At 40.0% G+C, this 25,777-nt stretch carries 30 protein-coding genes, 2 tRNA genes and 2 pseudogenes; 23 read left to right on the top strand and 11 right to left on the bottom strand.

The features are described 5' to 3' along the window. The first annotated feature begins 124 nt into the window (after window positions 1-124). From rnmV to SCSH_RS00685, 12 genes and pseudogenes are all read left to right on the top strand, one after another. Window positions 125-691 (top strand): ribonuclease M5, encoded by a 567-nt coding sequence (rnmV, locus tag SCSH_RS00735; protein ID WP_057489992.1) that lies wholly within the window; start codon window positions 125-127, stop codon window positions 689-691. After that, window positions 688-1,059, top strand: a complete 372-nt coding sequence (locus SCSH_RS00730) for a hypothetical protein (protein WP_057489991.1) — start codon at window positions 688-690, stop codon at window positions 1,057-1,059. Before rnmV ends, SCSH_RS00730 begins: the two co-directional genes overlap by 4 nt. A 68-nt stretch (window positions 1,060-1,127) precedes the next feature. Further along, window positions 1,128-1,565: a GNAT family N-acetyltransferase gene (locus SCSH_RS00725; protein ID WP_057489990.1), complete on the top strand. Its 438-nt coding sequence runs from the start codon at window positions 1,128-1,130 to the stop codon at window positions 1,563-1,565. A 182-nt stretch (window positions 1,566-1,747) separates the two neighbouring features. Next, on the top strand, window positions 1,748-2,644 hold the full coding sequence (locus SCSH_RS00720) for a helix-turn-helix transcriptional regulator (protein ID WP_057489989.1): 897 nt from the start codon (window positions 1,748-1,750) through the stop codon (window positions 2,642-2,644). Between the two features lie 60 nt (window positions 2,645-2,704). Further along, the gene (locus SCSH_RS00715; protein WP_057489988.1) at window positions 2,705-3,319 is read left to right on the top strand and encodes a GyrI-like domain-containing protein; all 615 of its coding nucleotides are present in this window, start codon (window positions 2,705-2,707) and stop codon (window positions 3,317-3,319) included. A gap of 7 nt (window positions 3,320-3,326) precedes the next feature. Next, entirely contained in the window at window positions 3,327-3,851 is a 525-nt protein-coding gene (locus SCSH_RS00710) for a DUF1697 domain-containing protein (RefSeq protein WP_057489987.1), read from the top strand. 28 nt (window positions 3,852-3,879) lie between these two features. After that, window positions 3,880-4,389 (top strand): hypothetical protein, encoded by a 510-nt coding sequence (locus SCSH_RS00705; protein ID WP_152972478.1) that lies wholly within the window; start codon window positions 3,880-3,882, stop codon window positions 4,387-4,389. Window positions 4,390-4,497: 108 nt separating this feature from the next. Further along, on the top strand, window positions 4,498-4,950 hold the full coding sequence (locus tag SCSH_RS00700) for an HIT family protein (RefSeq protein WP_057489985.1): 453 nt from the start codon (window positions 4,498-4,500) through the stop codon (window positions 4,948-4,950). Between the two features lie 12 nt (window positions 4,951-4,962). Further along, window positions 4,963-5,838 (top strand): 16S rRNA (adenine(1518)-N(6)/adenine(1519)-N(6))-dimethyltransferase RsmA, encoded by an 876-nt coding sequence (gene rsmA / locus SCSH_RS00695; RefSeq protein WP_057489984.1) that lies wholly within the window; start codon window positions 4,963-4,965, stop codon window positions 5,836-5,838. Between the two features lie 22 nt (window positions 5,839-5,860). Further along, window positions 5,861-5,944, top strand: a pseudogene (locus SCSH_RS11310) (DNA adenine methylase); the annotation flags it as partial. Window positions 5,945-6,000: 56 nt separating this feature from the next. Then, window positions 6,001-6,765, top strand: a pseudogene (locus SCSH_RS00690) (DpnI domain-containing protein). 83 nt (window positions 6,766-6,848) lie between these two features. Continuing rightward, window positions 6,849-7,253 (top strand): hypothetical protein, encoded by a 405-nt coding sequence (locus SCSH_RS00685; protein ID WP_057489983.1) that lies wholly within the window; start codon window positions 6,849-6,851, stop codon window positions 7,251-7,253. A gap of 18 nt (window positions 7,254-7,271) precedes the next feature. Here SCSH_RS00685 and SCSH_RS00680 read toward each other — a convergent pair whose 3' ends face one another. The 11 genes from SCSH_RS00680 to SCSH_RS00630 form a co-directional block, all read right to left on the bottom strand. After that, window positions 7,272-7,460, bottom strand: coding sequence for a hypothetical protein (locus SCSH_RS00680; protein ID WP_057489982.1), 189 nt, complete (start codon window positions 7,458-7,460; stop codon window positions 7,272-7,274). Continuing rightward, a complete protein-coding gene (locus SCSH_RS00675; RefSeq protein ID WP_057489981.1) occupies window positions 7,457-7,672 on the bottom strand; it encodes a helix-turn-helix transcriptional regulator in 216 nt (71 codons plus the stop codon). The genes SCSH_RS00680 and SCSH_RS00675 overlap by 4 nt, the downstream gene beginning before the upstream one ends. A 1-nt stretch (window position 7,673) precedes the next feature. Then, window positions 7,674-8,252, bottom strand: coding sequence for a hypothetical protein (locus tag SCSH_RS00670; protein WP_057489980.1), 579 nt, complete (start codon window positions 8,250-8,252; stop codon window positions 7,674-7,676). Then, window positions 8,242-8,667 carry a hypothetical protein gene (locus tag SCSH_RS00665; RefSeq protein WP_057489979.1) on the bottom strand — a complete coding sequence of 142 codons (426 nt, stop codon included), beginning with the start codon at window positions 8,665-8,667 and terminating at the stop codon, window positions 8,242-8,244. The genes SCSH_RS00670 and SCSH_RS00665 overlap by 11 nt, the downstream gene beginning before the upstream one ends. Before the next feature lie 320 nt (window positions 8,668-8,987). Then, a complete protein-coding gene (locus SCSH_RS00660; protein WP_057489978.1) occupies window positions 8,988-10,697 on the bottom strand; it encodes a cache domain-containing sensor histidine kinase in 1,710 nt (569 codons plus the stop codon). After that, window positions 10,694-11,428, bottom strand: coding sequence for a response regulator transcription factor (locus SCSH_RS00655; protein WP_057489977.1), 735 nt, complete (start codon window positions 11,426-11,428; stop codon window positions 10,694-10,696). The genes SCSH_RS00660 and SCSH_RS00655 overlap by 4 nt, the downstream gene beginning before the upstream one ends. A gap of 39 nt (window positions 11,429-11,467) precedes the next feature. Then, window positions 11,468-12,418: a peptide-methionine (R)-S-oxide reductase MsrB gene (gene msrB, locus SCSH_RS00650; RefSeq protein WP_152972477.1), complete on the bottom strand. Its 951-nt coding sequence runs from the start codon at window positions 12,416-12,418 to the stop codon at window positions 11,468-11,470. 194 nt (window positions 12,419-12,612) lie between these two features. Then, complete coding sequence (locus tag SCSH_RS00645) at window positions 12,613-13,215, bottom strand: TlpA family protein disulfide reductase (RefSeq protein ID WP_442477936.1); 603 nt, start codon at window positions 13,213-13,215, stop codon at window positions 12,613-12,615. Between the two features lie 214 nt (window positions 13,216-13,429). Then, window positions 13,430-14,116, bottom strand: coding sequence for a thiol-disulfide oxidoreductase-associated membrane protein CcdA2 (ccdA2, locus tag SCSH_RS00640; RefSeq protein ID WP_057489975.1), 687 nt, complete (start codon window positions 14,114-14,116; stop codon window positions 13,430-13,432). A 238-nt stretch (window positions 14,117-14,354) separates the two neighbouring features. Then, a tRNA-Ser gene (locus SCSH_RS00635) sits at window positions 14,355-14,443 on the bottom strand. A 135-nt stretch (window positions 14,444-14,578) separates the two neighbouring features. After that, window positions 14,579-14,661 (bottom strand) — tRNA-Leu (locus tag SCSH_RS00630). A 117-nt stretch (window positions 14,662-14,778) separates the two neighbouring features. Between SCSH_RS00630 and rsgA the strand changes: the two genes are divergently transcribed. From rsgA to gap, 11 genes are all read left to right on the top strand, one after another. Next, window positions 14,779-15,651 (top strand): ribosome small subunit-dependent GTPase A, encoded by an 873-nt coding sequence (gene rsgA, locus SCSH_RS00625; RefSeq protein WP_057489974.1) that lies wholly within the window; start codon window positions 14,779-14,781, stop codon window positions 15,649-15,651. 8 nt (window positions 15,652-15,659) lie between these two features. After that, window positions 15,660-16,319, top strand: coding sequence for a ribulose-phosphate 3-epimerase (gene rpe / locus SCSH_RS00620; RefSeq protein ID WP_057489973.1), 660 nt, complete (start codon window positions 15,660-15,662; stop codon window positions 16,317-16,319). Continuing rightward, a complete protein-coding gene (locus tag SCSH_RS00615; protein WP_057489972.1) occupies window positions 16,312-16,944 on the top strand; it encodes a thiamine diphosphokinase in 633 nt (210 codons plus the stop codon). The genes rpe and SCSH_RS00615 overlap by 8 nt, the downstream gene beginning before the upstream one ends. 6 nt (window positions 16,945-16,950) lie before the next feature. Beyond that, a complete protein-coding gene (locus SCSH_RS00610; RefSeq protein ID WP_057489971.1) occupies window positions 16,951-18,225 on the top strand; it encodes a DNA recombination protein RmuC in 1,275 nt (424 codons plus the stop codon). After that, window positions 18,215-19,159: a 3'-5' exoribonuclease YhaM family protein gene (locus tag SCSH_RS00605; RefSeq protein ID WP_057489970.1), complete on the top strand. Its 945-nt coding sequence runs from the start codon at window positions 18,215-18,217 to the stop codon at window positions 19,157-19,159. The genes SCSH_RS00610 and SCSH_RS00605 overlap by 11 nt, the downstream gene beginning before the upstream one ends. Before the next feature lie 94 nt (window positions 19,160-19,253). Next, on the top strand, window positions 19,254-20,069 hold the full coding sequence (gene purR, locus SCSH_RS00600; protein ID WP_057489969.1) for a pur operon repressor: 816 nt from the start codon (window positions 19,254-19,256) through the stop codon (window positions 20,067-20,069). 142 nt (window positions 20,070-20,211) lie between these two features. Then, on the top strand, window positions 20,212-20,559 hold the full coding sequence (locus tag SCSH_RS00595) for a hypothetical protein (protein ID WP_057489968.1): 348 nt from the start codon (window positions 20,212-20,214) through the stop codon (window positions 20,557-20,559). A 335-nt stretch (window positions 20,560-20,894) separates the two neighbouring features. After that, complete coding sequence (rpsL, locus tag SCSH_RS00590; RefSeq protein ID WP_057489967.1) at window positions 20,895-21,308, top strand: 30S ribosomal protein S12; 414 nt, start codon at window positions 20,895-20,897, stop codon at window positions 21,306-21,308. Between the two features lie 16 nt (window positions 21,309-21,324). Beyond that, window positions 21,325-21,795, top strand: a complete 471-nt coding sequence (rpsG, locus tag SCSH_RS00585) for a 30S ribosomal protein S7 (RefSeq protein WP_003089491.1) — start codon at window positions 21,325-21,327, stop codon at window positions 21,793-21,795. A gap of 591 nt (window positions 21,796-22,386) precedes the next feature. After that, window positions 22,387-24,468 (top strand): elongation factor G, encoded by a 2,082-nt coding sequence (gene fusA / locus SCSH_RS00580; RefSeq protein WP_057489966.1) that lies wholly within the window; start codon window positions 22,387-22,389, stop codon window positions 24,466-24,468. A 254-nt stretch (window positions 24,469-24,722) separates the two neighbouring features. Continuing rightward, on the top strand, window positions 24,723-25,736 hold the full coding sequence (gap, locus tag SCSH_RS00575) for a type I glyceraldehyde-3-phosphate dehydrogenase (protein ID WP_057489965.1): 1,014 nt from the start codon (window positions 24,723-24,725) through the stop codon (window positions 25,734-25,736). The last annotated feature ends 41 nt before the right edge of the window (window positions 25,737-25,777 follow it).

Below are 25,777 nucleotides of genomic sequence, written 5' to 3'. Positions count from 1 at the left end.
TTAGTCCGATAGTTTTCGCCGTGACGAGGGATTTTTGATACTTTAGGCTCAAAAATAAGTAATGAAACGCCGTAGGTGGTCGCTTACGTCCCCATCACCTGAGGAAACTATCGAAAAGAAAACTATGGAAAATAAAATCAAAATACAAGAAGTCCTCGTCGTCGAAGGCAAGGACGATACCGCAAATCTACATCGGTTTTACGATGTCGATACCTACGAAACCCGAGGTTCTGCCATTACTGATGATGATCTTGAGCGCATTGAAAAACTCAACAATTTGCGCGGGGTCATCGTCTTTACGGACCCAGACTACAATGGTGAGCGCATTCGCAAAATCATCATGGAAGCCGTACCAACAGCCAAGCATGCTTTTCTCAATCGTGGCGAAGCAGTCCCTAAATCAAAAACCAAGGGGCGCTCGCTCGGTGTTGAACATGCCTCTTTTGAGGATTTGCAAAAGGCTCTGGCAGGAGTGCTTGGCAGTTATGATGACGAAAACCATTTTGATATTACCAAATCCGACCTTATGCGCCTAGGTCTCCTCATGGGAGCAGACAGCCGTAAGCGCCGGGAATATCTGGGAGAGAAACTGCGCATCGGCTATACCAACGGCAAACAGCTGCTCAAACGCTTGGAACTCTTCGGCGTGACCTTGGCGGAAGTTGAAGAAGCAATGGAGGAGTATCAATGAAACAAATAGAATCATATCAAGCCAAAAAATATACTGACCCTGTTTATCAATTGGTTCAAGAGGGGATTTATTCTATTCAAGAAGATGATGAAATAGTATATCTAACATCATTATCGTTTATCCAAGAACCTGAATTTGAAGAGGGTGAAAAAGGTTTGGTCTCACAATATCCTCTTGAAGATATTCTTGATAAATTTTATTGTTACATAAATGATTTTTATCCTGACATTAGTCATCAAGATTCAGAAAAAGCATATTTAGAATTTGCCAGTCCAGATCTTGAAGACATCAAGCAATTGCGATCAATTATTGGTAAGCATGTTTACAATAAAGTTGAAGGTGATACTGTCGCTTTAATCATTGAATAGGAGTAACCATCTCTGTACCAAGGCTTATCTGTGGCACGGTGTTGAAGTGATGAAGGAGTATGAAAGCTATGATCAGACCGATGGTGATTGAAGATTATGATGCAGTTTATCAGCTTTGGCTGTCCTGTAAGGGCATGGGGCTTAATAATCTGGATGATTCAAGAGAGGGAATTGCTGCTTTTCTCAAGCGCAATCCGACAACCTGTTTAGTAGCTGTTGAGGATACTGTGGTGGTTGGTGTTCTTTTGGCAGGTCATGATGGCAGACGCGGTTATATTTACCACACGGCGGTTAACCCAGATTTCAGACATGGCGGAATTGGCCGACAGCTGGTTGACCATGGACTTGCTGCGCTTCAGCAAGAAGGGATTCGCAAGGTGGCCTTGGTTGTTTTTGACCGCAATAAAGCCGGCAATGGCTTCTGGGAAAAGTGCGGCTTTACCGTTAGAGAAGATTTGGTTTACCGCAATAAGGCGCTGACGGATATTGTCAGGATTGATACTTAAAACCTAATGCGAGAGTAATCTAGGAAGAGCCGTTCAATGTCAACGCTATTGCAGAATATGAGGTTACGGAATTTTTCCCAAGTAAGTTTGCAGAGGGTTTTGAAGACTTTGTTGAGTGAGAATTTCTAACCAGACAATCTCTGTCAGGCTTGTGCTGTCCTATTTGTAGGAGCAATTGATTTATGAAAAATAATAGACTGTTTAAAATTCTATATTACGTCCTAGAGAAGGGCAAAGTAACGGCTAATGAATTGGCTGAGAAATATGAAGTGTCGGTCAGGACTATATACCGAGATATCGATGTTATCAGCAGTGCAGGAATTCCGATTTATGCGACTCAAGGCAAGGGTGGCGGTATCGAAATTTCTGATGACTTTGTATTGAGGAAGTCCCTTCTCTCTGGGGAGGAACAAGAGCAGATTTTAATCGCCTTGAAAGGGCTGGAGGAAACGAGTAAAGAGTATGAGAATGAGCTTCTGACAAAGCTGTCGGCCCTTTTTAAAATGAAAAATACCAATTGGATAGAGGTCGATTTTGACAGCTGGCAGGGGAATAAAGCCGATGCATTATTTAGAGACATAAAGTCGGCTATTATCAATAAAAATATTGTGAGATTCCGATATTTTTCCAGCAGTAAAGAAGAAACCTATAGAGAAGTAAAACCCGTCAGACTTTTATTTAAAAGCTGGGATTGGTATGTCTATGGTTTTTGTTTACTCAGGAATGATTTCAGGTATTTTAAACTGTCTCGTATCAAAGCCTTTGAAACATGTCCGGATAGCTTTGACAATCAATTTGATAGTATTGTTTTGCCAAGGGAAGTAAAGACTGAAGATACAGTAGCAATCAAAATGAAATTTGATAAAACAGCAGCATTTAGGGTCTACGATGAAATGGCAGAAAATGCTGTAGAAGATAAAGAGGGCAATCTCTATGCTGAGATAGAACTGCCTAATGATGACAACCTTTATCGCTATATTCTTTCATTTGGAGATGCGGTAGAAGTTTTAGAACCAGAGGATGTTCGAAAGCAAATGAGAGAAATGACTCATAAAATGGCAAAAAAATATATAACCTGACAAATGGTGTCAAGTATCTTTCTGTATAATAGAGTTATCAAAATACAGGAGGACTAAATCATGAAATACGAATGGAGAAAACAGGAAAAAGCTCTTTATGGTGTCAAGCAGACACCGGTCGTAGTAGAAGTACCCAAACAGCAGTTTATCCTGATAAAAGGCAAAGGTAATCCCAATGAAGCGGATTTTTCAGATAGGATATCCGCCCTATATGCGCTGGCCTATGCTATCAAGATGCAGTATAAGAAAGATATGAAAGATAGGTCCGATGCTGAAGTGACGGATTTTACCGTCTATCCTTTGGAGGGACTTTGGGAAAATGGTGATGAGTCAGCATTTGATAAAAACAAACTGACCTATACACTGATGATTAAACAGCCTGATTTTATAAGGCAGAAGGATTTTACCAAGGCGCTTGAGACTGTTAGAAAGAAAAAGCCTAATGACTTGTATGATGAGATAGGCTTTGAAGAAGTAAAAGATGGCAAAGCTATTCAGATCTTACATATGGGAAGCTACGATGATGAACCCAAGTCTTTTGCATTGATGGAGCAACTTGCCAATGATCTCAACCTTACACGAACAGCCGATTTTCACAGAGAAATCTACCTAAGCAATCGCAACAGAACAGCTGAAGACAAGCAAAAGACCATACTAAGGTACTCTGTGAGGTAGGGAATACATGAAGAAAATTATTCTATTGCGCGGCGTCACGCCGACAGGACAAAATCGCATTCCTAAGATGGCTTATCTTAGGGAAGTTCTAGAGATAGCAGGTTTGCAGTCCGTAGAAACCTATATTCAGAGTGGGAATATTGTATGCGAGACGGATTTAGCCGATAAAGACGTCAAAAATCTCGTCTACGATACGATTTTAAAAAATATCGGGGCGAATTTATCCGTCATTATCAAAAACCCTGATCAACTAGCAAAGGCTGCGCAGGAAAATCCTTTTGGTGAGGGCTATGATAGTTCCCGTATTCATCTGGTTTTCACCAATGATACCATTTCTTCAAGCAAAATAGCAGAGCTTCTAGCACAAGATTTTGGTGATGAGGAGCTTTATGCAGGTAGCCAATGCCTCTATATGTATCTGCCCAGAGAGGCTAAAAAGAAAAAAATGAATACCAATTTTTTAGAGAAACAGCTTGGCATTACCGCTACAATGAGAAAATTGGGAGTTGTGTTGAGACTGTCGCAGATGTAAAGAGGAGGAAATAGAGATGGGAGTTGCTTTGTTTGGTTTTATTGTAATCCCTTATCTGGTTCAAATCGCCATTTTATGGCTACTCTACCGTTTTGAGAAATGGAAGCCGTTAGAGCGTTTTTACCATACTCCTTTCATTAGGGCAGGGATGTTCGCTTTTCTTGTTATCAGTTTATTATTGGCAGCTTTTAATATTTTTGTCATTTATGGTGAGGGTATTCTGCTTGTATCAGCCTTTACTTTTGGACTGCCCCTTATCTTTGTGGGTTTTCCTCTGGTCGGTCTCATCTTTTTCTGTTTAGGAAAGATTCCCCAACAAAAATTATTACAAGTTTTGGTCGGTGGACAGACAATTTTATGGAGCTTAGCTTTACTTTTACCTCAAGAGCCTTATGCAGCAGATGCGTCTGGTGTAAAATTTCCTATCAACCTATTGCTTAAAAATATAGTCGGAGTGTTGCTTGTACTTCACTATGGCTTACAGGTTTTGCTATTTGGTTTGGAAAATCATCGTAAACGCAATTCTGCCCAAAAGTAAAGATAATGTGGGGGAAAATGATATGGATAAGCTACCGCACTCAACCGCATTATGCTACAATAGAGAGGTTGAGCTAGAAAACGATTTGGAATAGAGCAGGGAAAAGAAATGTGCCTAATTTGTGAACGAATTGAACTGATTAAATCAAATACTAATCCTTACTTTGTTAAAGAATTAGAAACGGGCTATGTGGTTATCGGTGATCATCAGCATTTTAAAGGTTATACTCTTTTTCTTTGCAAAGAGCATGTAACAGAGTTGCATCACTTACCAAGGGACTTCCGTGATAAGCACCTGTCTGAAATGGCGGATGTGTCACAGGCTGTTAGTGTAGCCTTTTCAGCAGAAAAAATGAATATTGAAAGTTTGGGAAATGGTGATAGTCATTTACATTGGCATCTTTTTCCGAGAAAATCAGGGGATTTAGGCAATTACGGACGAGAGGGTAGAGGCCCCGTTTGGTGGCTTCCCTTTGAGGAAATGTATGCTGAAGAAAAACGAATTTCAGACAGTGAGTTAGAGCAGATGAAACACCAGCTTTTAGCTGAATTTAAAAACTAGAAAGTAACACACATGAGAATTGCAGATTATAGCGTGACGAAAGCAGTACTTGAGCGTCACGGATTCACCTTTAAGAAATCATTCGGTCAGAACTTTTTGACGGACACCAATATTTTACAGAAGATTGTCGATACAGCTGAGATTGATAAGAAGGTCAATGTCATTGAGATTGGGCCTGGTATCGGGGCTTTGACCGAGTTTTTGGCGGAGAAAGCGGCTGAGGTCATGGCTTTTGAGATTGATGAGCGCCTCATTCCGATTTTGGCGGATACCCTGCGGGATTTTGACAATGTGCAGGTGGTCAATCAGGATATTCTAAAAGCGGATTTGCAGACGCAGATTCAAAATTTTAAGAATCCTGACCTGCCAATCAAGGTGGTCGCAAACTTGCCTTACTACATCACGACACCGATTTTGATGCACTTGATTGAGAGCAAGATTCCTTTCCAAGAGTTTGTGGTCATGATGCAAAAAGAGGTGGCAGACCGCATTTCGGCTGAGCCAAATACCAAGGCTTACGGCAGCTTATCTATTGCGGTGCAGTATTACATGACGGCGAAAGTGGCCTTTATCGTGCCTCGCACTGTCTTTGTGCCAGCACCGAATGTGGACAGCGCTATCCTCAAAATGGTGCGCCGTGACCAGCCTTTGGTAGAGGTTCAAGATGAGGATTTCCTTTTTGATGTGGCCAAGGCCAGCTTTGTGCACCGTCGGAAAACCCTGTGGAACAACTTGACCAACCGTTTTGGTAAGTCAGAAGAGGTGAAAGCAAAACTCGAGCAGGCTTTGGAAATGGCAGAGCTACTACCTAGTGTCCGAGGCGAAGCCTTGACGATTGCTGATTTTGCAAGACTTGTGGATGCTTTGAGAGAGACGGGATTAAACTAGAAATTGAGAGAGAAAATAATCAATGACCTTACAACCCTTTACAAAATGGACGGGTGGGAAACGGCAGTTGCTACCAACATTACATGCCTACCGACCAGAAAAATTTAAAAGGATATATACAGGAAGGTAATTAGTTATATTATTTAGATTTAGAGGTTTTCTATGCAGTTACAATTCAATTTAGATTTAGTTGAAGGTTATAGCAATAATAGTCAAAAGGCTCGTATTCTAACTGAAGATTGAGTCGACAGGCAATCTTATTGTCCAAATTGTGGTCAAAAGCCTTTGACTCATTTTGAAAATAATCGTCCTGTGGCTGATTTTTTCTGTCCGAATTGTTCAGAAGAATTTGAGTTGAAAAGTAAACAGGTTAAATTTTCAACAATCATAACTGATGGTGCTTATACAACTATGCTTGAACGAGTCCAAGCTGATAATAATCCCAATTTTTTCTTTTTGACCTATTCAAAGACTTATGAGGTTCAAAATTTTCTAGTACTGCCAAAACAATTTATAACAAAAAGCGCTATTATCAAGAGAAAGCCTCTCGCACCAACCGCTAAAAGAGCAGGTTGGGTAGGTTGTAATATTAATTTATCACAAGTGCCATCAAAAGGAAAAATATTTCTTGTTAAAAATGGTAAGATTAGAGAACCTGAATTAGTTTCAAAAGAATTTGGCAAAACTCTCTTTCTAAGAACACAATCTCTTACTGCTAGAGGATGGCTTTTAGAAATCCTTAGGTGCATAGATAGAATAGAAGAAAAAGAGTTTACTCTTGAAAAAATGTACAGTTTTGAGAGTGAATTAAAATTAATTTTTCCTAATAACAATCATATAAAGGACAAAATCCGCCAGCAATTGCAAATTCTTAGAGATAAGGGAGTTATAGAGTTTATAGGGAGAGGACGATACAGAAAAGTATGAAAACCTATGAAATTGAAATTACTGAAACATTAGTCTCGTGTTGTTTCGATTAAAAGTGATAGTGAAATAGAACAGGTAAGCTTATGAAACTAATAAAGATTTTAGCGGGTCTCTGTTCCAGTCTTTATATCATACAGGCTGGCTTACATTTTCTCATTTTGTTGGGACTTCCTTTGGGTGGCTTCTTTTTTGGCGGGCTTTATACCGTCTTTCCGCTTTGGCTAAGACCTGCCAATCTCTTTTTTTGTTTTGCCTGGTCGTTTTTTGCCTATTTTTATTTGGCTTATGGACAGATTCTTACCAGCTGCTGGACAAAAAGAAGACAGGATCTTATCATGGTGATGATGACTAGTCTAGCCCTCCTGGCTACTGTTTTTAATCTCTTTATTAGTAGCAGTCTGCTTGAGAAATATGGAACCGGCAGTATGACAGCCTTGACCTTTTTACTGAGTTGCTGCTTGCTTACCTTATCAAAAAAATCCCGCTGAACGAGCAGGATTTTTTAATTAGCTTAATTTTTCAGACTCTTCCACAAAAAATCGAACAACCGTTCCACAGTTTTTACAGATTTCTAGGCAGATCGATTGACCTAGCTTAGTGGCACTGCCCGAACGTGAAACACCAGCATAGCCTTTGTTTTGTTTGGCTGTAACAAATTGATTTTCCCCACAGTAAGGGCAAGTTTGTGTTTTCATGATTGATCCTCCTTATTCAGTTGAAAAATATCTTCCACAGGCAGCTGGAAAATCTCCGCGATTTTCAGCGCCATTTCAAGTGAGGGGTTGTAACGGTTGTTTTCTAGGTGGACAATGGTTTCCCTTCTGACCCCAATTAACTGCGCCAGTTCCTCCTGACTCATTTTTTTCGCCTTGCGTAATTCTTTGAGATTAGTTAGGATATTAGCCATCTTAACCACCTCTTTTCTCAAAGAGGAAAAAAGCAATATCAAAGGCCAAAATCATAACTGCGCCGAAGATCAAAATCATACCAGCTGTCAAGGTAAATGGGAAGAAGAAGGCAATAACGCTCAAAATCATCAAGCAGGCTAAGATCAAACTCAAGGTCAGGCAAGCAGCCTTAGCCAAGTCAGCATAAAAGCGTTCATCAGGCTTTTCGTCCACTTTTTTGAAAGCAAAGTAGAGGAAGAAAGCAACTAAAATCAAGAGCCCCAATCCTAAAAAGACATGCTTTATCCAGATAGGATTGCTATTTGGCGTGATAGCCCAAATACCTTTGGTATAAACCCCCATTGCGGCAAAGATTGTCATACTGTACAATTTTTCAGTCAATCCAAAATAGCGGTCTTCTGGTTTTTGAAAGGCTTCTTTGCGAAAGAGCCACAGAATGATAGCTTGAAACAGTAAAGCGATAATGAAGACAGTAGTTTTTATCCAAGCAGGATGACTTTGCGGTGTTAGAAACCACGTTAGAAACCACAAAAGTAACATCAGAAGCCAGGAAATATAGAGCCGTTTTTTATTTTTCATTAGTAAGCAACCTCCCTAGTTTTTTGTGACGATTCATCAGCCAAGCAGTAGTCGCGAAAATGACAGCTATCAAACCCAATGTTATGCCTAAAACAGCAAGCTTGATACTAACAGGATTTGAACTAACTGCGACATTGACAATCATCATTGGGATAACAAATAAACTTGGTATCAAGTAGGTCCAGCGGAATTTTTGTTTTTGCTGGGGAGCTTTTTTAAGATCAGATTTGGCAGGTTTATCAGGAAATTTGACAGTATTGACAATGATAGAAATAATGAAAATCAAAGCCATTGTAATGCCAAAGGTGACATGTTTGATCCAGACAGGATGAGAGTCAGTTGAGATTAACCAGATGACAAATAGTTGAGGAAGCACAATAGCGAATGTCATCCGTTTGTAAATATCTTTTTTCATAAGTCATCCCTTCTTTCTATATAAGATAAATGTTAATTATTTCTAACTCTTTCTGTTATAAATATATCACTTCTTCAAAATACTGTCAATAAAAAAGTGAATTATTTTTAACATATTTTGATCATCTAACATTAGACAAAGCAGTGAAGCAAACCCCTGACTTTAAAAATGAGAAGCTGCTTCATGAACTGCTAATAAAAACCTCGCCAAATGAAAAAGCGAGGTTTTTTGTTAGCAGTCTTATGTCAAGTTACTATACTGAAAAGTTTTGCTTGGATCTTAACTGTTTTTACTTTGTCGGTTCTTATATCCACCTGCTCTTAATTTTTTAGTTGATTTTTGGGCAGATAAAGCTGAATGTCAGTAAAGGAATCTTTTTCAGATTGAATGACCATACGGTAATCGTCGCCGTATTGCAGTTTCAGGCGTTGATCCACATTTTTTAAGCCAATTCCTCCCCGTTTTAGCGCACCTTGACTGTGGGTAGTAGCAGTTTCATCATAGCCTACCCCATTATCCCTGACGCTTAATATTAAAGAAGTGCTGTCTTCACTCACAGTGATCTCAATTAGCCCAGGACGCTCAGCTTCTTTGATGCCATGATAGATGGCATTTTCAGCCAAGGGTTGTAAGATGAGTTTAGGGATGCTTACTTTATCAAAGGCGGGCAGTGGATTGATCTTATAGGACAGTTTATCTCCATAGCGCTGCTTTTGAATGAAAAGATACTGTTCAACATGGTGGAGTTCATCAGACAGGGCAATCAGCTCATTTCCTTGGTTGAGAGCCAGACGGAAATAACTGGCCAAGGACTTTGTCACCTCCACCACGCGCTTGCTGTCATTGAATTCAGCCATCCAGATGATGGTATCCAAGGTATTATATAGGAAATGCGGATTGATCTGGCTGGCCAAAGCCTGCAGACGATACTGACCAATTGCCTGTTCTTTTTCAGCTACAGAGCCCATCAGTTGGTCAATTTCGTCTAACATGGCGTTAAATTGTTTGGCTAAATTGGTTAATTCTGGAGAACCAGATGCTCTGGCTCTAACACTATTATCACCATTTTTAATGGCTAAAATCGTTTCTTGCAAGTCTCGGATGGGTTTTAGCCACAGTCTGGTTGCAAAAAAGATTGCTAAACCGCAAATGATAATAGCTAGAATACCAGTACCAGCAAATGACCAGAAAATTTGCTGCTGCACCGTGTGCAGTTGATCAAGAGAAGCAACCCCTACCAAGGTCCACTGACTATTAGGGATAGTTTTTTGATAGACAAAGTGGTGATCTGTCTTGCTGTAGCCATTTTTAATCTGCAGATAAGGCTTCATAGCAGCCATTTCCTGACTAGAACTGTAGACTGATTTTTGAGGATGGTAGACAAATTCATGCTGCTTGTTGACGATAAAGGCAAATCCTGATTTCCCCAGATTCAGCTGGTCCAGTGATGCTTTCAGTGTAGCATAACCAATGTCCAGGCGCAGCACGCCTAAATTGCGTCCTTGTTCATCAACAACTTCCTGAGTTACTGAAATAACCCAGTCTGCTGAAGAAGCGTCAGAGGCCTGCCTAGCAGGGGTAAGTACTGGCATAGCGTCTCGGTGAATAGCGTTTTGATACCATTTTTCTGCCATCATATGGCTGGAGGTTTTCATAGTTAGTTTGGGGTCTGTTGACACCACTTGCCCTGATTTGGTGACCAAAACTGCTGAGACTAGGTCAGAATCGGCAGATAAAATAGTTTTCATCAATTCTAAGACTGAACGGCGCTCATTTTCTTGACTGTCTTTAGCATAAGCCAGAACAGTTTTATTTTTTGCTAAAGTAGCTGTTGTATCTTTTAAATGCTGCAGGTAGGTAGTAACGGCTTGGCCACTTTGTTTAATACTCTGGCGGGTGTCTTTTTCAATAAGTTGGCGAATGCTGCTGGAACTAGTCTGATAATAAAGACCGCCCAAACTCATAATCAACACTAAGATAATCAGAAAGACGGTAATAATCAGCTGTACCAGCAAGGGATAGCGTCTCATGAGGTCTCTCCTTTTTTGTATTGCCTAGGTGTCATTCCAACGACCTGTTTAAAGCGCTGTGAAAAGTAATTCATATCCTCAAAACCAACCTGTTCTGCAATTTCATAGACACGCAGGTCTGTTGTCAGCAGCAAAAGCTTAGCCTTTTTCATTCGTTCCCTAATCAGATAATCCTGAAAAGACATACCTAAGTCTTTTTTGATAAGAACACTAAGATAATTGGGACTAAAACCTAATTCCTGAGCTAGGTTTTTCAGACTGAAGCTGCTGTCACCAAGGTGCTTTTGAATAGTCTTTTCTAGGTCCGAGCCCTCTTTATATTCTGCTAGCTGATGGAGTTTTTCCTGTTTTTTCGCCAGATCTATCTTTTCTTTTATTTTGAGTAAGACAGCTTCTACATCCGCCTTTGAAAAAGGCTTGAGCAGGTAGTCATCTGCCCCTAATTTGACAGCAGATAAGGCATAGTCAAATTCATCATAGCCGGTCAAAAAGACCAAGTGGGTGTCCGCTTTTCTTTCCTTAATGAGCTCTGCCAGCTGAATGCCGTTCATCTTAGGCATATTGATATCTGTCAAAACAATATCAAAATCTTTTTCTTGGCATAAGTGCCAGGCTTGCAGCCCATTTTCAGCTTCGTAAACGTGCTCAATACCAAATTGTTTAAAATCTACCAAAGAACGAATACCTTGGCGGACAAGGTATTCGTCTTCAACAATCAATAATGTGTACACTTATTTTCTCCTTGCTCTCTTATCTTGATTATATCAAAGTTAATCAATATAAGCGAGGAGATAGCCGTAACCTTTTGCTTCCATGTCTGCTTTAGGAATGAAGCGAATGGATAAGCTGTTGATACAGTATCTTAAACCGCCTTGCTTTTTAGGCCCGTCTGTAAAGACATGCCCCAAGTGTGAATCACCAGAGCGACTTCTAACTTCTGTTCGAACCATGTTAAAGCTTTTATCTTCTTTGTAACGCAGAACATCTGGGCTGATTGGTTTGGTAAAGCTTGGCCAGCCGCAGCCTGATTCAAATTTATCCTTTGAAGAGAAGAGCGGCTCACCTGTAACAATATCTACATAAATTCCTGGTTCAAACTTATCCCAGTAACGATTAGAAAAGGCAGATTCTGTTTTATTTTCTTGAGTCACTTGATATTCTTCTTTAGATAATTTAGATTTGATTTCCTCTTTATTTGGTTTAGGATACTTGGCTGCATCAATGACTGGATAATTAGCCTGGTTGACGTTGATATGGCAGTAGCCATTTGGATGTTTCTTCAAGTAGTCTTGATGGTAGTTTTCTGCCTTGATAAAATGCTTCAATGGAGCTTTTTCGACAACGATTTCCTTATCGTAATCAGGAGCTTTTTCCTGGAAAACTTCCTTTATAGTGGCTTCATCTGCCTTATCGGTATAATAAATACCCGTGCGGTACTGGCTGCCGCGGTCATTTCCTTGCTTGTTTAAGCTGGTTGGGTCGATAATTCTAAAGTAGTGGAGAAGAATTTCTTTAAGGCTGATTCGGTTGGCATCATAAGTCACATGGACAGTTTCAGCATGTCCGGTCTGAAGCAGGAGTTCATATTTAGTTGTATCGCTGCTGCCATTGGCGTAGCCAGACACAGCATCTAAAACTCCGTCCACTCTGGAAAAGTATTCTTCAACCCCCCAGAAGCAGCCGCCGGCCAGGTAAATTTCCTTTTTGTTTGTATTTGTCATACTATCTCCTTTTTGTTTGTCTTTTCTAACTGTATTTGGCTGGCTGAAGGCCCTTTGGTCTTGAAAATATGAATTGTTGGCAGATGAGTTCAGTCTACTGAATCCGTAGAGTCTTAGGAAGACTACGGCCAGTACAAAAACTAAAGCCGCTATTCCCAAAAATATCTTGCTTTTCATCATGAACCGCCTCTTTTTTATTTAATTTCTTTCAGTGTTTTTTCAATATCTTTCTTATCCATATAGCCAATGTGTGTTTTTACAAGAGCCCCGTCGCTATCGATAAAGGCTGAGGTTGGATAAGACCTAACACCGTAAGCTTTTAAAAGTTGACCTTTTGAATCTAAAAGAACGGGTAAATTCTTGTAGTCTGTACCAGACAGCCATTTTTTGAAGCCTTCTTCAGATTTTTCATTATTGTGGTTTGGAGAGACAACTGTTAATACTTCATAATCTTTGTCTTTCACATCAGCTAAGGCTTGTGTATCTGGCAGAGTTGAAAGGCAGATAGAACACCAAGAAGCCCAGAATTTGAGATAGATTTTCTTCCCTTTGTAATCCGAAAGCTTATGCGTTTCACCGTTGATGTCCATCAAAGTAAAGTCCGGTGCTGTTTTGCCAGCATTTTTTGTTTTTATGCTGTCGGCTTTCACCTTATCATGGCTGCTCATCTTGTCAGACTTCATTTTGTCATGCTTTTCCATCTTATCGCTTTTCATCTTATCGTGTTTTTTCATTTTATCGTCTGCCATCTTGTCATGTTTTTTCATTTTGTCATCTGCCATCTTGTCAGACTTCATTTTGTCGTGCTTTTTCATTTTATCGTTTTTCATCTTATCAGATTTCATATGATCATTTTTCTTAGTCCGCTCAGCCGCTTTAACTTTCATATGGCTCTTGCTTGACATTGTGTCATGCATAGCCATTTTATCTTCTTTTTTAGAGCAAGCGCCTAGTAAAGCCAAGCAAGATAGACCGGTTAAAATCATTGTTGTTTTTTTCATGGTATTCTCCTTATTCAAAAAGTGATGCAAAAATGTTGAGGTTGCCAAACATAAGCAGCAGTCCCATTAATATAATCAAAAAACCGCCGATTTTTTTCAAAATGCTCATGTAAGGCTTGATTTTAGCAAAATGCTTCATCAAAAAGTCTGATGCAAATGATAGGGCAATAAAAGGAATGCCCAAGCCTAAAGTGTAAACAATCATCAAGAGCCCGCCTTGGACAGCACCTTGTCCTCCCGCAGCTGCCAACGCTAAAACAGAGCTCAAGACAGGTCCGACGCACGGTGTCCAGCCAAAGCTAAAAGTTAAGCCCAGAATAAAAGCGTTGAGAAATCCGTTTCTTGATTGCTTATTTTGAAAGGCAACTTTTTTTTGGAACTGCAATTTCTTAATGGTAATCCATTCCATCTGATGAACTCCAAGGACAATGACAATTCCTCCTAAGAGATAGCGGAACCAGTCTTCATATAGAAGATTCCCTAAAAAGCCGGCTCCATAGCCCAAAATAACAAAGACTGCTGACAAACCCAAAATGAAACAGAGGGTCTTGATAACGCCGTGCCAATAAATTTTCTTTGTCTTGTTTGGAGTTCGATTGTCCAGCAAAACTCCCAAGTAAACCGGCATCAGGGGCAGAATACAGGGAGAAAAGAAAGATAGAACTCCTGCAAAAAAGACTGAAATAAGGTAAATCATAGGTCTCCTTTCTTAACTGAGTCTATTATAAGAAATTCTCCTTTAAGAAAATATAGACATTCCTATCCTAAAACTTGAAAATGATATGAATGCAAAGATACCCCATGACTCCCCAAATTTCCCTAAAATAAGATTACATAAAAAAAGTCCCACTCGAGGAGTGAGATTTTTTCTTTTATTTAAGATTTAAGCTAAGTCAGCTGAATGTGTAAACTTTGCCAGCTGCTGTTTTTAGTTAAGGAAAGGACGGGATTTGAACCCGCGTGTGAACAAAGTCCACTTGCCGGATTTCGAGTCCGGTGCCGTACCAAGCTGGGCCACCTTTCCAAAATAAAAGTCAGCAGAGATTGCTAACACAAATGATAAATTCCTACTATATATGTTTTTCTTTCTAAAGAAGGTATCGCAGCTAAGCAACAATGATTGCGGTAGAAAGCGATACCAAAATAGATAAAAGAAAAATGCGGAGAAAGGGATTTGAACCCTCACGCTCGAAAGAGCACATGCGCCTGAAGCATGCGTGTCTGCCGTTCCACCATCTCCGCATCACTTTATAATACATTATACTATTATACGCTTTTTTTGTCATTTGCCAATACCTAAAAAGAAAAAAGATTATTTTTTTGTTATAATGAGAGTAATAAGTTTAGTGAGGAGAGCGTTTGCAAGGTAAAATTATTAAGTCTTTGGCCGGATTTTATTATGTAGAATCAAAAGGACAGGTTTATCAGACACGGGCACGGGGGAACTTTAGAAAGAAGGGACATCGTCCCTATGTTGGCGATGAAGTTGACTTCTCGGCAGAAAAGCAGTCTGAAGGATATATTTTGGCTATTCATGAACGAAAAAATAGTTTGACACGGCCGCCCATTGTCAATATTGATCAGGCGGTGGTTATCATGTCAGCCAAGGAACCCGATTTTAATCATAATTTATTAGACCGTTTTTTGATACTGTTAGAATCTAAGAAAATCAGGCCTCTAATTTATATTTCTAAAATTGATTTGTTAAGAGACAGGACTTTTCTAAAAACGGTTAAGGAGCAGTATCAGAAAATCGGCTATCAGGTTATCTGCCATGTAGAGGAACTGCTGCCGCTTTTAAAAAACAAAATAACAGTCTTTATGGGGCAAACAGGAGTTGGTAAGTCAACACTGCTCAATAAAATTGCTCCGGATTTGGAGCTTGAAACTGCTGAAATTTCGGACAGCTTAGGCCGCGGCCGACATACAACACGTGCTGTGACGCTCTATAATGTACACGGCGGTAAAATTGCCGATACCCCTGGATTTAGTTCGCTGGATTACGAAATAACAAGTAGCGAAGAACTCAATGCTGCCTTCCCTGAAATATTACAGCTGAGTTCCGAATGCAAGTTTCGTTCCTGCACTCATACGCATGAACCAGATTGTGCGGTTAAAGCAGCGCTGACTCATGGGGATATCTGGCAGGAACGCTATCATAATTATTTGCAAATTCTCAGTGAGATCGAAAATCGCCGAGAGACTTATAAAAAAACGATTAAGAGAAAGTAGGTCTTTTTATGTCAACTTACAAAATTGCTCCATCTATTTTGGCTGCAGATTATGCTAATTTTGAAAAAGAGTTAAAGCGCATTGAAGAAACAGGTGTTAAATATGTCCATATTGACATTATGGATGGTCAGTTTGTACCTAATATCAGTTTTGGCGCAGGTGTGGTTGCCAGTATGCGCAAATACAGTAAATTAGTCTTTGACTGCCACCTTATGGTTGTCAATCCAGAGCGTTACGTGAATGAATTTGCTCAAGCGGGAGCTGATATTATGACCATTCATGTTGAGGCCACAACTCATATTCACGGTGCTCTGCAAAAAATCAAGGCTGCTGGCATGAAAGCAGGTGTTGTCATTAATCCCGGAACTCCTTTATCGGCGATTGAGCCTGTCTTGAATTTGGTTGATCAGGTTTTAATCATGACTGTTAATCCGGGCTTTGGCGGACAAGCCTTTATTCCTGAATGTCTGGAAAAGGTGAAATTGGCTGCCCAGCTACGTAAACAGCGAGGTCTTAACTATGATATTGAAGTTGATGGCGGCGTAGACAATAACACAATCAAAGCCTGTGCCCAAGCAGGAGCTAATGTTTTTGTAGCTGGTTCATATCTTTTCAAAGGTAACTTAACCGCTCAGGTTGAAACACTGAAAGTGGCTTTAGATGACTAAGATAGCTCTTTTTGCTGGAGGAGATTTAGACTATTTTACAAGGGATTTTGATTATTTTGTAGGAGTTGACAGAGGCTGTATTTTCCTTCTTCAGAATCATCTGCCTATGGATTTTGCTATAGGGGATTTTGATTCAGTGTCTGACCAGGAGCTGGAAGCTATTAAAGCTGCAGCTGAGGATTTCATAGTGGTTCCTGCAGAAAAAGAGGACACAGATACTGAGCTAGCCCTCAAAACGATTTTCCAGCATTTTGCTCAGGCTGAGGTGACTGTATTTGGAGCTTTTGGGGGTCGTCTTGACCATACCCTGGCAAATATTTTTCTACCTAGCAATCCGGATTTAACGCCTTTTATGCGGCAGTTTCATTTACGTGACGGACAAAATTTAGTAGAGTTTTTTCCATCAGGACAGCACTGCATTGAGCAAGAAGCCGGTATGGCTTATGTCTCTTTTATGGCAGACAGCGATGCCCATCTGACAATTCAGGATGCTAAATATGAACTTTCTGAAAAAAATTTCTTTCAGAAGAAAATTTATGGCAGCAATGAATTTATTGGGAAACCTATTTGCTTTTTCGTTTCGTCGGGTTATGCTGTCGTTATTCAAACCAAGGATAGGAACTAATCAAAAATGAACATTCTAACTTTATTGTTTGCTCTACTTGCTTGCTTTATTAGCGCTGCTGTTTATTTAAAGCTGGATAAACATAAATCAGACTTGGAAAAAAAGGTAGATAATAACGCTGACAATCTGTCAGACCAGGTTTCTTACCAGTTAGAGGTGGCAGATAAGAACCAACTGCTTGAAATAAACACACAGCTAACGCGTTTGCAGAATGATTTTTCACAACAGTTGACAGATTTAAGAGAGGTTTTATATCAAAATCTCAGTGACAGCCGCGACCGATCTGATAAACGTTTAGAGCAGATTAACCTCCAATTAACACAGGCTGTCAAAGAAATGCAGACTTCAAACGAGAAGCGCTTGGAGGAAATGCGCCAGACGGTTGAAGAAAAATTGGATCAAACCCTGCACAATCGTCTCAGAACATCCTTTGAAACTGTTTCCAAACAGCTGGAAAGTGTTAACCAAGGTTTGGGTGAGATGAAAACAGTAGCGCGTGATGTTGGCGCTTTGAACAAGGTTCTTTCTAATACTAAAACTCGGGGCATTTTAGGAGAGTTGCAGTTAGGGCAAATCATTGAGGACATTATGACTGACAGCCAGTACGAACGGGAGTATGCCACAGTTAAAGGCTCAGCTGAGCGTGTGGAATACGCCATCAAACTGCCAGGAAACCATCAGGATGACTATGTTTATCTGCCGATTGATTCTAAGTTTCCTTTGGAAGATTATTACCGTTTGCAAGATGCTTACGATACTGGTGATAAAGAGCAAATTGAGCTTTACCGCAAATCACTCTTGACCAGTATCAAACGGTTTGCTAAAGATATTCAAAAGAAATATCTTAATCCGCCGGAAACGACCAATTTTGGCATCATGTTCCTGCCAACAGAAGGGCTTTATTCAGAAGTTGTCAGGAATGCTAGTTTCTTTGACAGCTTGCGTCGTGATGAGCACATTGTAGTTGCGGGTCCGTCAACTCTGTCAGCGCTTCTAAATTCGCTGTCTGTTGGATTTAAAACTCTGAATATTCAAAAGAATGCTGATGATATCAGTAAAATTTTAGGGAATGTTAAATCAGAATTTAACAAATTTGGCGGTCTTCTGCAGACAACTCAGAAACAGCTGCATCGAGCCAGCAACAATATTGATAAGCTTTTGACGACGCGAACCAATGCCATTGACCGTGCGCTCAGAAATATTGAACTGTATGAAGATGACAGCACTAAATCGCTCTTAAATATTGCACCGATGGAAGATGAGGTATCAGATGAAAATTAATCAAATGAAAAAAGACGAGTCTTTTGAAGGATTTTATCTCATTAAGTCAGCAGAACTTCGAAAAACGAGGGCTGGTAAGAATTATCTTGCCTTTACTTTTCAGGATGACAGTGGAGAAATTTCTGGTAACCTTTGGGATGCCCAGCCCTATAATGTTGAAGAATTTACTGCTGGCAAGGTTGTCTTTATGAAAGGCCGCCGTGAGGTTTATAACGGTATGCCGCAGGTCAATCAAATCAGTCTGCGCCATCCAAAAGACGGTGAACCCAACAATCCTAAAGATTTTAAGGAAAAGCCTCCAGTTGATGCTGAAGAAATCAAAGAGTATCTGGAGCAAATGCTTTTTAAAATTGAAAATGCTACTTGGCAGCGGATTGTCAGAGCGCTTTACCGTAAGTATCATCACCAATTTTTCAGCTTTCCTGCTGCAAAGACCAATCATCACGCTTTCGAGGCTGGCCTAGCTTACCATACAGCAACTATGGTCCGTTTGGCTGATAGTATCGGTGATATTTATCCGCAACTTGATAAGAGCCTTCTTTTTGCTGGTATTATGCTTCATGATTTAGCCAAGGTCCTTGAACTATCTGGCCCTGAAAATACGGAGTACACTGTTCGGGGCAATCTTATCGGGCATATCGCTTTGATTGATGAAGAAATTACTAAAACGTTAACTGAGCTAAATATTGATGATAGCAAAGAGGATGTCATCGTTTTACGCCACGTCATTCTCAGCCATCACGGACTTTTGGAATATGGTAGTCCGGTCAGACCAAGAATTATGGAAGCAGAAATAATTCATAAAATTGATAATCTAGATGCTGAAATGATGATGATGACTTCTGCCTTGACACGTGTATCTGAAGGAGAGATGACAGGCCGAATCTTCGCTATGGACAATCGTTCTTTCTATAAACCTAAAACAAATCATTAAAAAACGAAAAAAGAAGAGCGTTATCGTATATAATGTTCGTCTTTTTCTTTTTTTATATGGTATAATAAAAATAAAATAATGAAATGGTGAAGTTATGAAACTACGACGCAGTGAGCGAATGGTTGTTATTTCCAATTTTCTGGTGAATAACCCTTATCAATTGACAAGTCTCAATACTTTTGCAGAAAAATACGGAGCAGCGAAATCTTCCATTTCAGAAGATATTGCTATTATTAAAAAAGCTTTTGCAGAAAGCGGAATCGGCCATATTGAAACAGTGACGGGTGCAAGCGGTGGTGTTATTTTTACACCAGCAATTTCTGACAGTGAGGCAAAAGAAATTGTTAAAGAGCTGTGTCAGCGCCTTTCAGAGAGCAATCGTATTTTGCCGGGAGGCTACATTTATCTGTCTGATTTACTGAGTACTCCCAGCATCCTTAAGAACATTGGTCGAATTATTGCCAATGCTTTTAAGGGTGAAAAAATTGATACCGTGATGACAGTAGCAACTAAAGGGGTACCTTTAGCCAATGCTGTTGCCAATATTCTTAATGTACCTTTTGTTATTGTTCGACGGGATTTGAAGATTACAGAAGGATCAACTGTATCTGTAAACTATGCTTCGGGATCCAGCGATCGCATTGAAAAAATGTTTTTATCAAAGCGAAGCCTTAAACCTAACAGCAGAGTTTTGATTGTGGATGACTTTCTTAAGGGAGGTGGCACGATCAGCGGAATGGTCAGTCTTTTGAGGGAATTTGACTGCAGTCTAGTCGGTGTGGCTGTTTTTGCTGATAATGCGCAAGGAAAGCGTGATCGTCTGGGCTACAAATCTCTCCTGACCGTTACTAATATTGATGTCAAAGAAAACAAGGTGGATGTCCAGCTGGGAAATATCTTTGATGCTTAGGGCGATAAGCAGAGGAAGGGTTTTAATCTTACTCTTATTTTGATTAAACGTTTAATGGTGAGATGGTAGTTTCAAAAAGTTTGTTTTAAATGGAATTTTATGATAAAATATTTGTGTTTAATAATAAAAAAAGGAGACTTTCATGAAAAAAGTTCAAAAGCTTCTCACCGCTGTCTTATCTCTGCTTGTGTTGCTTTCTCTTGCTGCCTGCAGTAGTTCTAAAAAGGAAAGTGAAAAATCTGAAAAGACAGAAAAAACAACACAGACAACAACAGAGAAAAAGGCCAAGGCCAAGGTCTCTGTTGACGACGATAGTGTAAATGTTGATGCAGAAGACGGAGATTCAAAAGCATCAGTTAAGGAAAACGGTGAAGTCGAAGCTGAGAGCGGTGATTCTAGTGCTAAAGTAGGTGAAAACGGCATTGAAGCAAACGATGGCGATTCTAGCGTGAAGGTCAATCCGGACGGAAGTGTTCAGGTAAATCCTTAATGATATAGGAAATTGCGGAATGGTCATGTGTACCTGTTCCGCTTTTTTATTAAAAATTTAAATCTTAGGAATAAAAGAGTACCTGAAATTCTAAATTTTTGGACTCTTTTTTTGTTCCTATTTTATTTTTTTAGAAGCAAGACGTATACATGAAGAAGAGGAAAAAACTATTGACAAAGCGGTGTTGCTGTGTTATTATGATAGACGGTACTTTTTACTTTTGGTCTCTCCAAAGTGTACAGAGACGTGCTGACAAATGTTGCAAAGTACACACAGATATGGGCTGTCACCAAGTGCCATATCAACCAAAATAAAAATATTACAGGAGAATGTAGATGCCTACAATTAACCAGTTGGTACGTAAGCCACGTAAGTCTAAAGTAGAAAAATCTAAGTCACCAGCTTTGAATATTGGCTACAACAGTCATAAAAAAGTTCAAACGAATGTCTCTTCACCGCAAAAACGTGGTGTTGCTACCCGTGTCGGAACAATGACACCTAAGAAACCTAACTCAGCCCTTCGTAAATTTGCTCGTGTACGTTTGAGCAACCTTATTGAAGTAACTGCCTACATTCCAGGTATTGGCCACAACCTGCAAGAACACAGTGTTGTTCTTATTCGCGGCGGACGTGTTAAGGACCTTCCAGGGGTACGTTATCATATTGTCCGTGGAGCGCTTGATACTGCAGGTGTTGCTGACCGTAAACAAGGCCGTTCTAAATACGGTGCGAAAAAACCTAAAGCATAAGAAGGGAGATTAAGAAATGAGTCGTAAAAACCGTGCGCCTAAGCGCGAAGTATTGCCAGATCCATTGTACAATTCAAAACTTGTAACACGTCTTATCAACCGCGTTATGCTGGATGGAAAACGCGGTACAGCTTCATCAATTGTCTATGGAGCTTTTGAACAAATCAAAGAAGCAACAGGAAATGATGCTCTTGAAGTCTTTGAAACAGCTATGGAAAATATCATGCCTGTTCTTGAAGTTCGTGCTCGCCGTGTCGGTGGTTCTAACTATCAAGTCCCAGTTGAAGTACGTCCTGAACGCCGCACAACACTTGGTCTTCGTTGGTTGGTAACAGCATCACGTGCTCGTGGTGAACACACCATGAAAGATCGTTTGGCTAAAGAGATTCTTGATGCGTCAAACAATACAGGTGCATCTGTTAAGAAACGTGAAGATACACATCGTATGGCAGAAGCTAACCGTGCCTTCGCACACTTCCGCTGGTAATTTAAGATGTGAGGACGTCAAGAAAATTCTAGGAAAAATAGGAAATGTGACGACGAGCCTTTGGGCTCTAGGAAGATTTATCTTTTTTCCCGAATTTTTAGTCCGAACTCAATAATTTAAGATACAGAGACGAAGAGAGCAAGGACAAAATAGGAAAATTGACGACGAAGCTTCAGCTTTTAGGAAATTTTATCTTTTTGGACTGGTTGCTCTCGAGTCGAGTTCAATTACTTAAGATACGAAGGCAGATAAAACGCACAGTGAAAATAGGAAACTTGACGAAGAGATTTTTGCCTCTAGGCGAGTTTATACCTATAGGAAAACTGACGCCGAAGTTTCAGCTTCTAGGAAATTTATCTTTTTGGCAGACATTTGCCGCTTAGATTCAATGAATGAAAATATAGAAAAACTCAGAAGCTAATTATCTTAAGTTATATTCAATTCAAGGATAGATGTTTGATCTGATTTGACTTGAATTACCCGTTTTGACTTTTGTCAATGGGACAGAAGAGAAAACACTCAAGCGGGTAGGTTCTTGCCTATCCGCTTTTATTAAACTAAGTAATAAATTAAAATAGGAGAAATAACCTCATGGCTCGCGAATTTTCACTTGAAAAAACTCGTAATATCGGTATCATGGCTCACGTTGATGCTGGTAAAACAACTACAACAGAGCGCATTCTTTACTATACTGGTAAAATCCATAAAATTGGTGAAACCCACGAAGGTGCTTCACAAATGGACTGGATGGAACAAGAACAAGAACGCGGTATCACTATCACTTCAGCGGCAACAACTGCACAATGGAAAGATCATCGTGTTAACATCATTGACACCCCAGGGCACGTAGACTTTACTATTGAAGTACAACGTTCTCTTCGTGTTCTTGACGGTGCGGTTACTGTTTTGGATGCTCAGTCAGGTGTAGAACCTCAAACTGAAACCGTTTGGCGTCAGGCAACTGAATACGGAGTTCCCCGTATTGTTTTTGCTAACAAGATGGATAAAATTGGTGCTGACTTCCTTTACTCAGTAAGCACACTTCATGACCGCCTTCAAGCAAACGCTCATCCAATTCAATTGCCAATCGGTGCTGAAGATGATTTCCAAGGAATCATTGATTTGGTAACAATGAAAGCTGAAATCTATACTAACGACCTTGGTACAGATATCTTAATTGAAGATATTCCAGCTGAATATGTTGACCAAGCTAACGAATACCGTGAAAAATTGATTGAAGCAGTTGCTGAAACTGACGAAGACCTCATGATGAAATATCTTGAGGGTGAAGAAATCACAGAGGCAGAATTAAAAGCTGCTATCCGTAAAGCAACTATCAATGTTGAATTCTTCCCTGTTCTTGCTGGTTCAGCTTTCAAAAACAAAGGTGTTCAAATGATGCTGGATGCGGTTATTGACTACCTTCCAAGCCCGCTTGATATTCCTGCCATCAAAGGTGTAAACCCAGATACAGATGAAGAAGAAGAACGTCCAGCTTCAGATGACGAACCATTTGCAGCTCTTGCCTTCAAGATCATGACTGACCCATTTGTAGGACGTCTGACTTTCTTCCGTGTTTACTCAGGTGTATTGAATTCAGGTTCTTACGTTCTTAATACTTCTAAAGGCAAGCGCGAACGTATCGGACGTATTCTGCAAATGCACGCAAACAGCCGTAATGAAATTGAAACAGTTTATTCAGGTGATATTGCCGCTGCTGTTGGTTTGAAGGAAACAACAACTGGTGATTCTTTGACAGATGAAAAAGCTAAGGTTATCTTGGAATCTATTGACGTTCCAGAACCGGTTATCCAGCTGATGGTTGAACCTAAATCTAAGGCTGACCAAGATAAGATGGCTATTGCTCTGCAAAAACTTGCCGAAGAAGATCCAACCTTCCGTGTTGAAACAAACGTAGAAACTGGTGAAACAGTTATCTCTGGTATGGGTGAACTTCACTTGGATGTCCTTGTTGACCGTATGAAACGCGAATTCAAGGTTGAAGCTAATGTTGGTGCTCCTCAAGTATCTTACCGTGAAACATTCCGTGCTTCTACACAAGCGCGTGGATTCTTCAAGCGTCAGTCTGGTGGTAAAGGTCAATTCGGTGATGTTTGGATTGAATTTACACCAAATGAAGAAGGTAAAGGATTCGAATTCGAGAATGCTATTGTCGGTGGTGTGGTTCCTCGTGAATTCATTCCAGCCGTTGAAAAAGGTTTGGTTGAGTCAATGGCTAACGGTGTTCTTGCAGGTTACCCAATGGTTGACATTAAAGCTAAGCTTTATGATGGTTCTTACCACGATGTCGACTCATCTGAAACAGCCTTCAAGATTGCTGCATCACTTGCCCTTAAAGAAGCTGCTAAAACAGCACAACCAGTTATTCTTGAACCAATGATGCTCGTTACAATTACAGTTCCAGAAGAAAACCTCGGTGATGTTATGGGACACGTGACAGCTCGTCGCGGTCGTGTTGATGGTATGGAAGCACATGGTAACAGCCAAATCGTTCGTGCTTATGTACCACTTGCCGAAATGTTTGGTTATGCAACTGTTCTTCGTTCAGCATCTCAAGGACGCGGTACTTTCATGATGGTATTTGACCACTATGAAGATGTTCCAAAATCTGTTCAGGAAGAAATCATTAAGAAAAATGCAGGAGAAGCTTAAGCTGCTCCATGAGTAGAATTTTAGATTCTTTCATATAAAGAAGAAAACGTAAACTTGGCCTTAGTAAGCTAAAGTTTCACGTTTTCTTTTTTCTTTTCATTAGGGAAAATCGTTTGCAATTTTCTTAAAATAATTATATAATAAGGGTGTTAAAAGGTTGGTTTATACTTGTGTAAGTTAATCTTTTCACAATTGTCTAAAAGGCAGGGCCTTTTAAAATAAATTTTTTGATTTTCATAAGGAGGAAATCACTAATGGTAGTTAAAGTTGGTATTAACGGTTTCGGTCGTATCGGACGTCTTGCTTTCCGTCGTATCCAAAACGTAGAAGGTGTTGAAGTTACACGCATCAACGACCTTACAGATCCAAACATGCTTGCACACTTGTTGAAATATGATTCAACTCAAGGTCGTTTCGACGGTGACGTTGAAGTTAAAGATGGTGGATTTGAAGTTAACGGCAAATTCGTTAAAGTTTCTGCTGAAGCTGATCCAACAAAAATTGATTGGGCTGCTGACGGTGTAGAAATCGTTCTTGAAGCAACTGGTTTCTTTGCAACAAAAGAAGCTGCTGAAAAACATTTGCATGCTAACGGTGGTGCTAAAAAAGTTGTTATCACAGCTCCTGGCGGAAATGATGTTAAAACAATCGTTTTCAACACTAACCATGAAATCCTTGATGGTACTGAAACAGTTATCTCAGGTGCTTCATGTACTACAAACTGTCTTGCTCCAATGGCAAAAGCTTTGCAAGATAACTTTGGTGTTAAACAAGGTTTGATGACTACTATCCACGCTTACACTGGTGACCAAATGGTTCTTGATGGACCACACCGTAAAGGTGACCTTCGTCGTGCTCGCGCTGCTGCTGCTAACATCGTTCCTAACTCAACTGGTGCTGCAAAAGCTATCGGTCTTGTTATTCCTGAATTGAATGGCAAACTTGATGGTGCTGCTCAACGTGTTCCTGTTCCAACTGGATCAGTTACTGAATTGGTAGCAGTTCTTGATAAAGAAGTTACTGTTGATGAAGTTAACGCAGCTATGAAAGCAGCTTCAAATGAATCATACGGATACACTGAAGATCCAATCGTTTCATCAGATATCGTTGGTATCTCATACGGTTCATTGTTCGATGCTACTCAAACTAAAGTACAAACTGTTGACGGCAAACAATTGGTTAAAGTTGTTTCTTGGTATGATAACGAAATGTCATACACTTCACAACTTGTTCGTACTCTTGAGTACTTCGCAAAAATCGCTAAATAAAAGTGATTGTGAAAGAAGGCTTCGGCCTTCTTTTAGTTTGA

Origin of the sequence: Streptococcus orisasini, assembly GCF_001431045.1 — a bacterium.
In the GTDB taxonomy this organism is placed as follows: Bacteria; Bacillota; Bacilli; order Lactobacillales; family Streptococcaceae; genus Streptococcus; species Streptococcus orisasini.
This window is presented reverse-complemented; position numbering and strand designations above follow the sequence as displayed.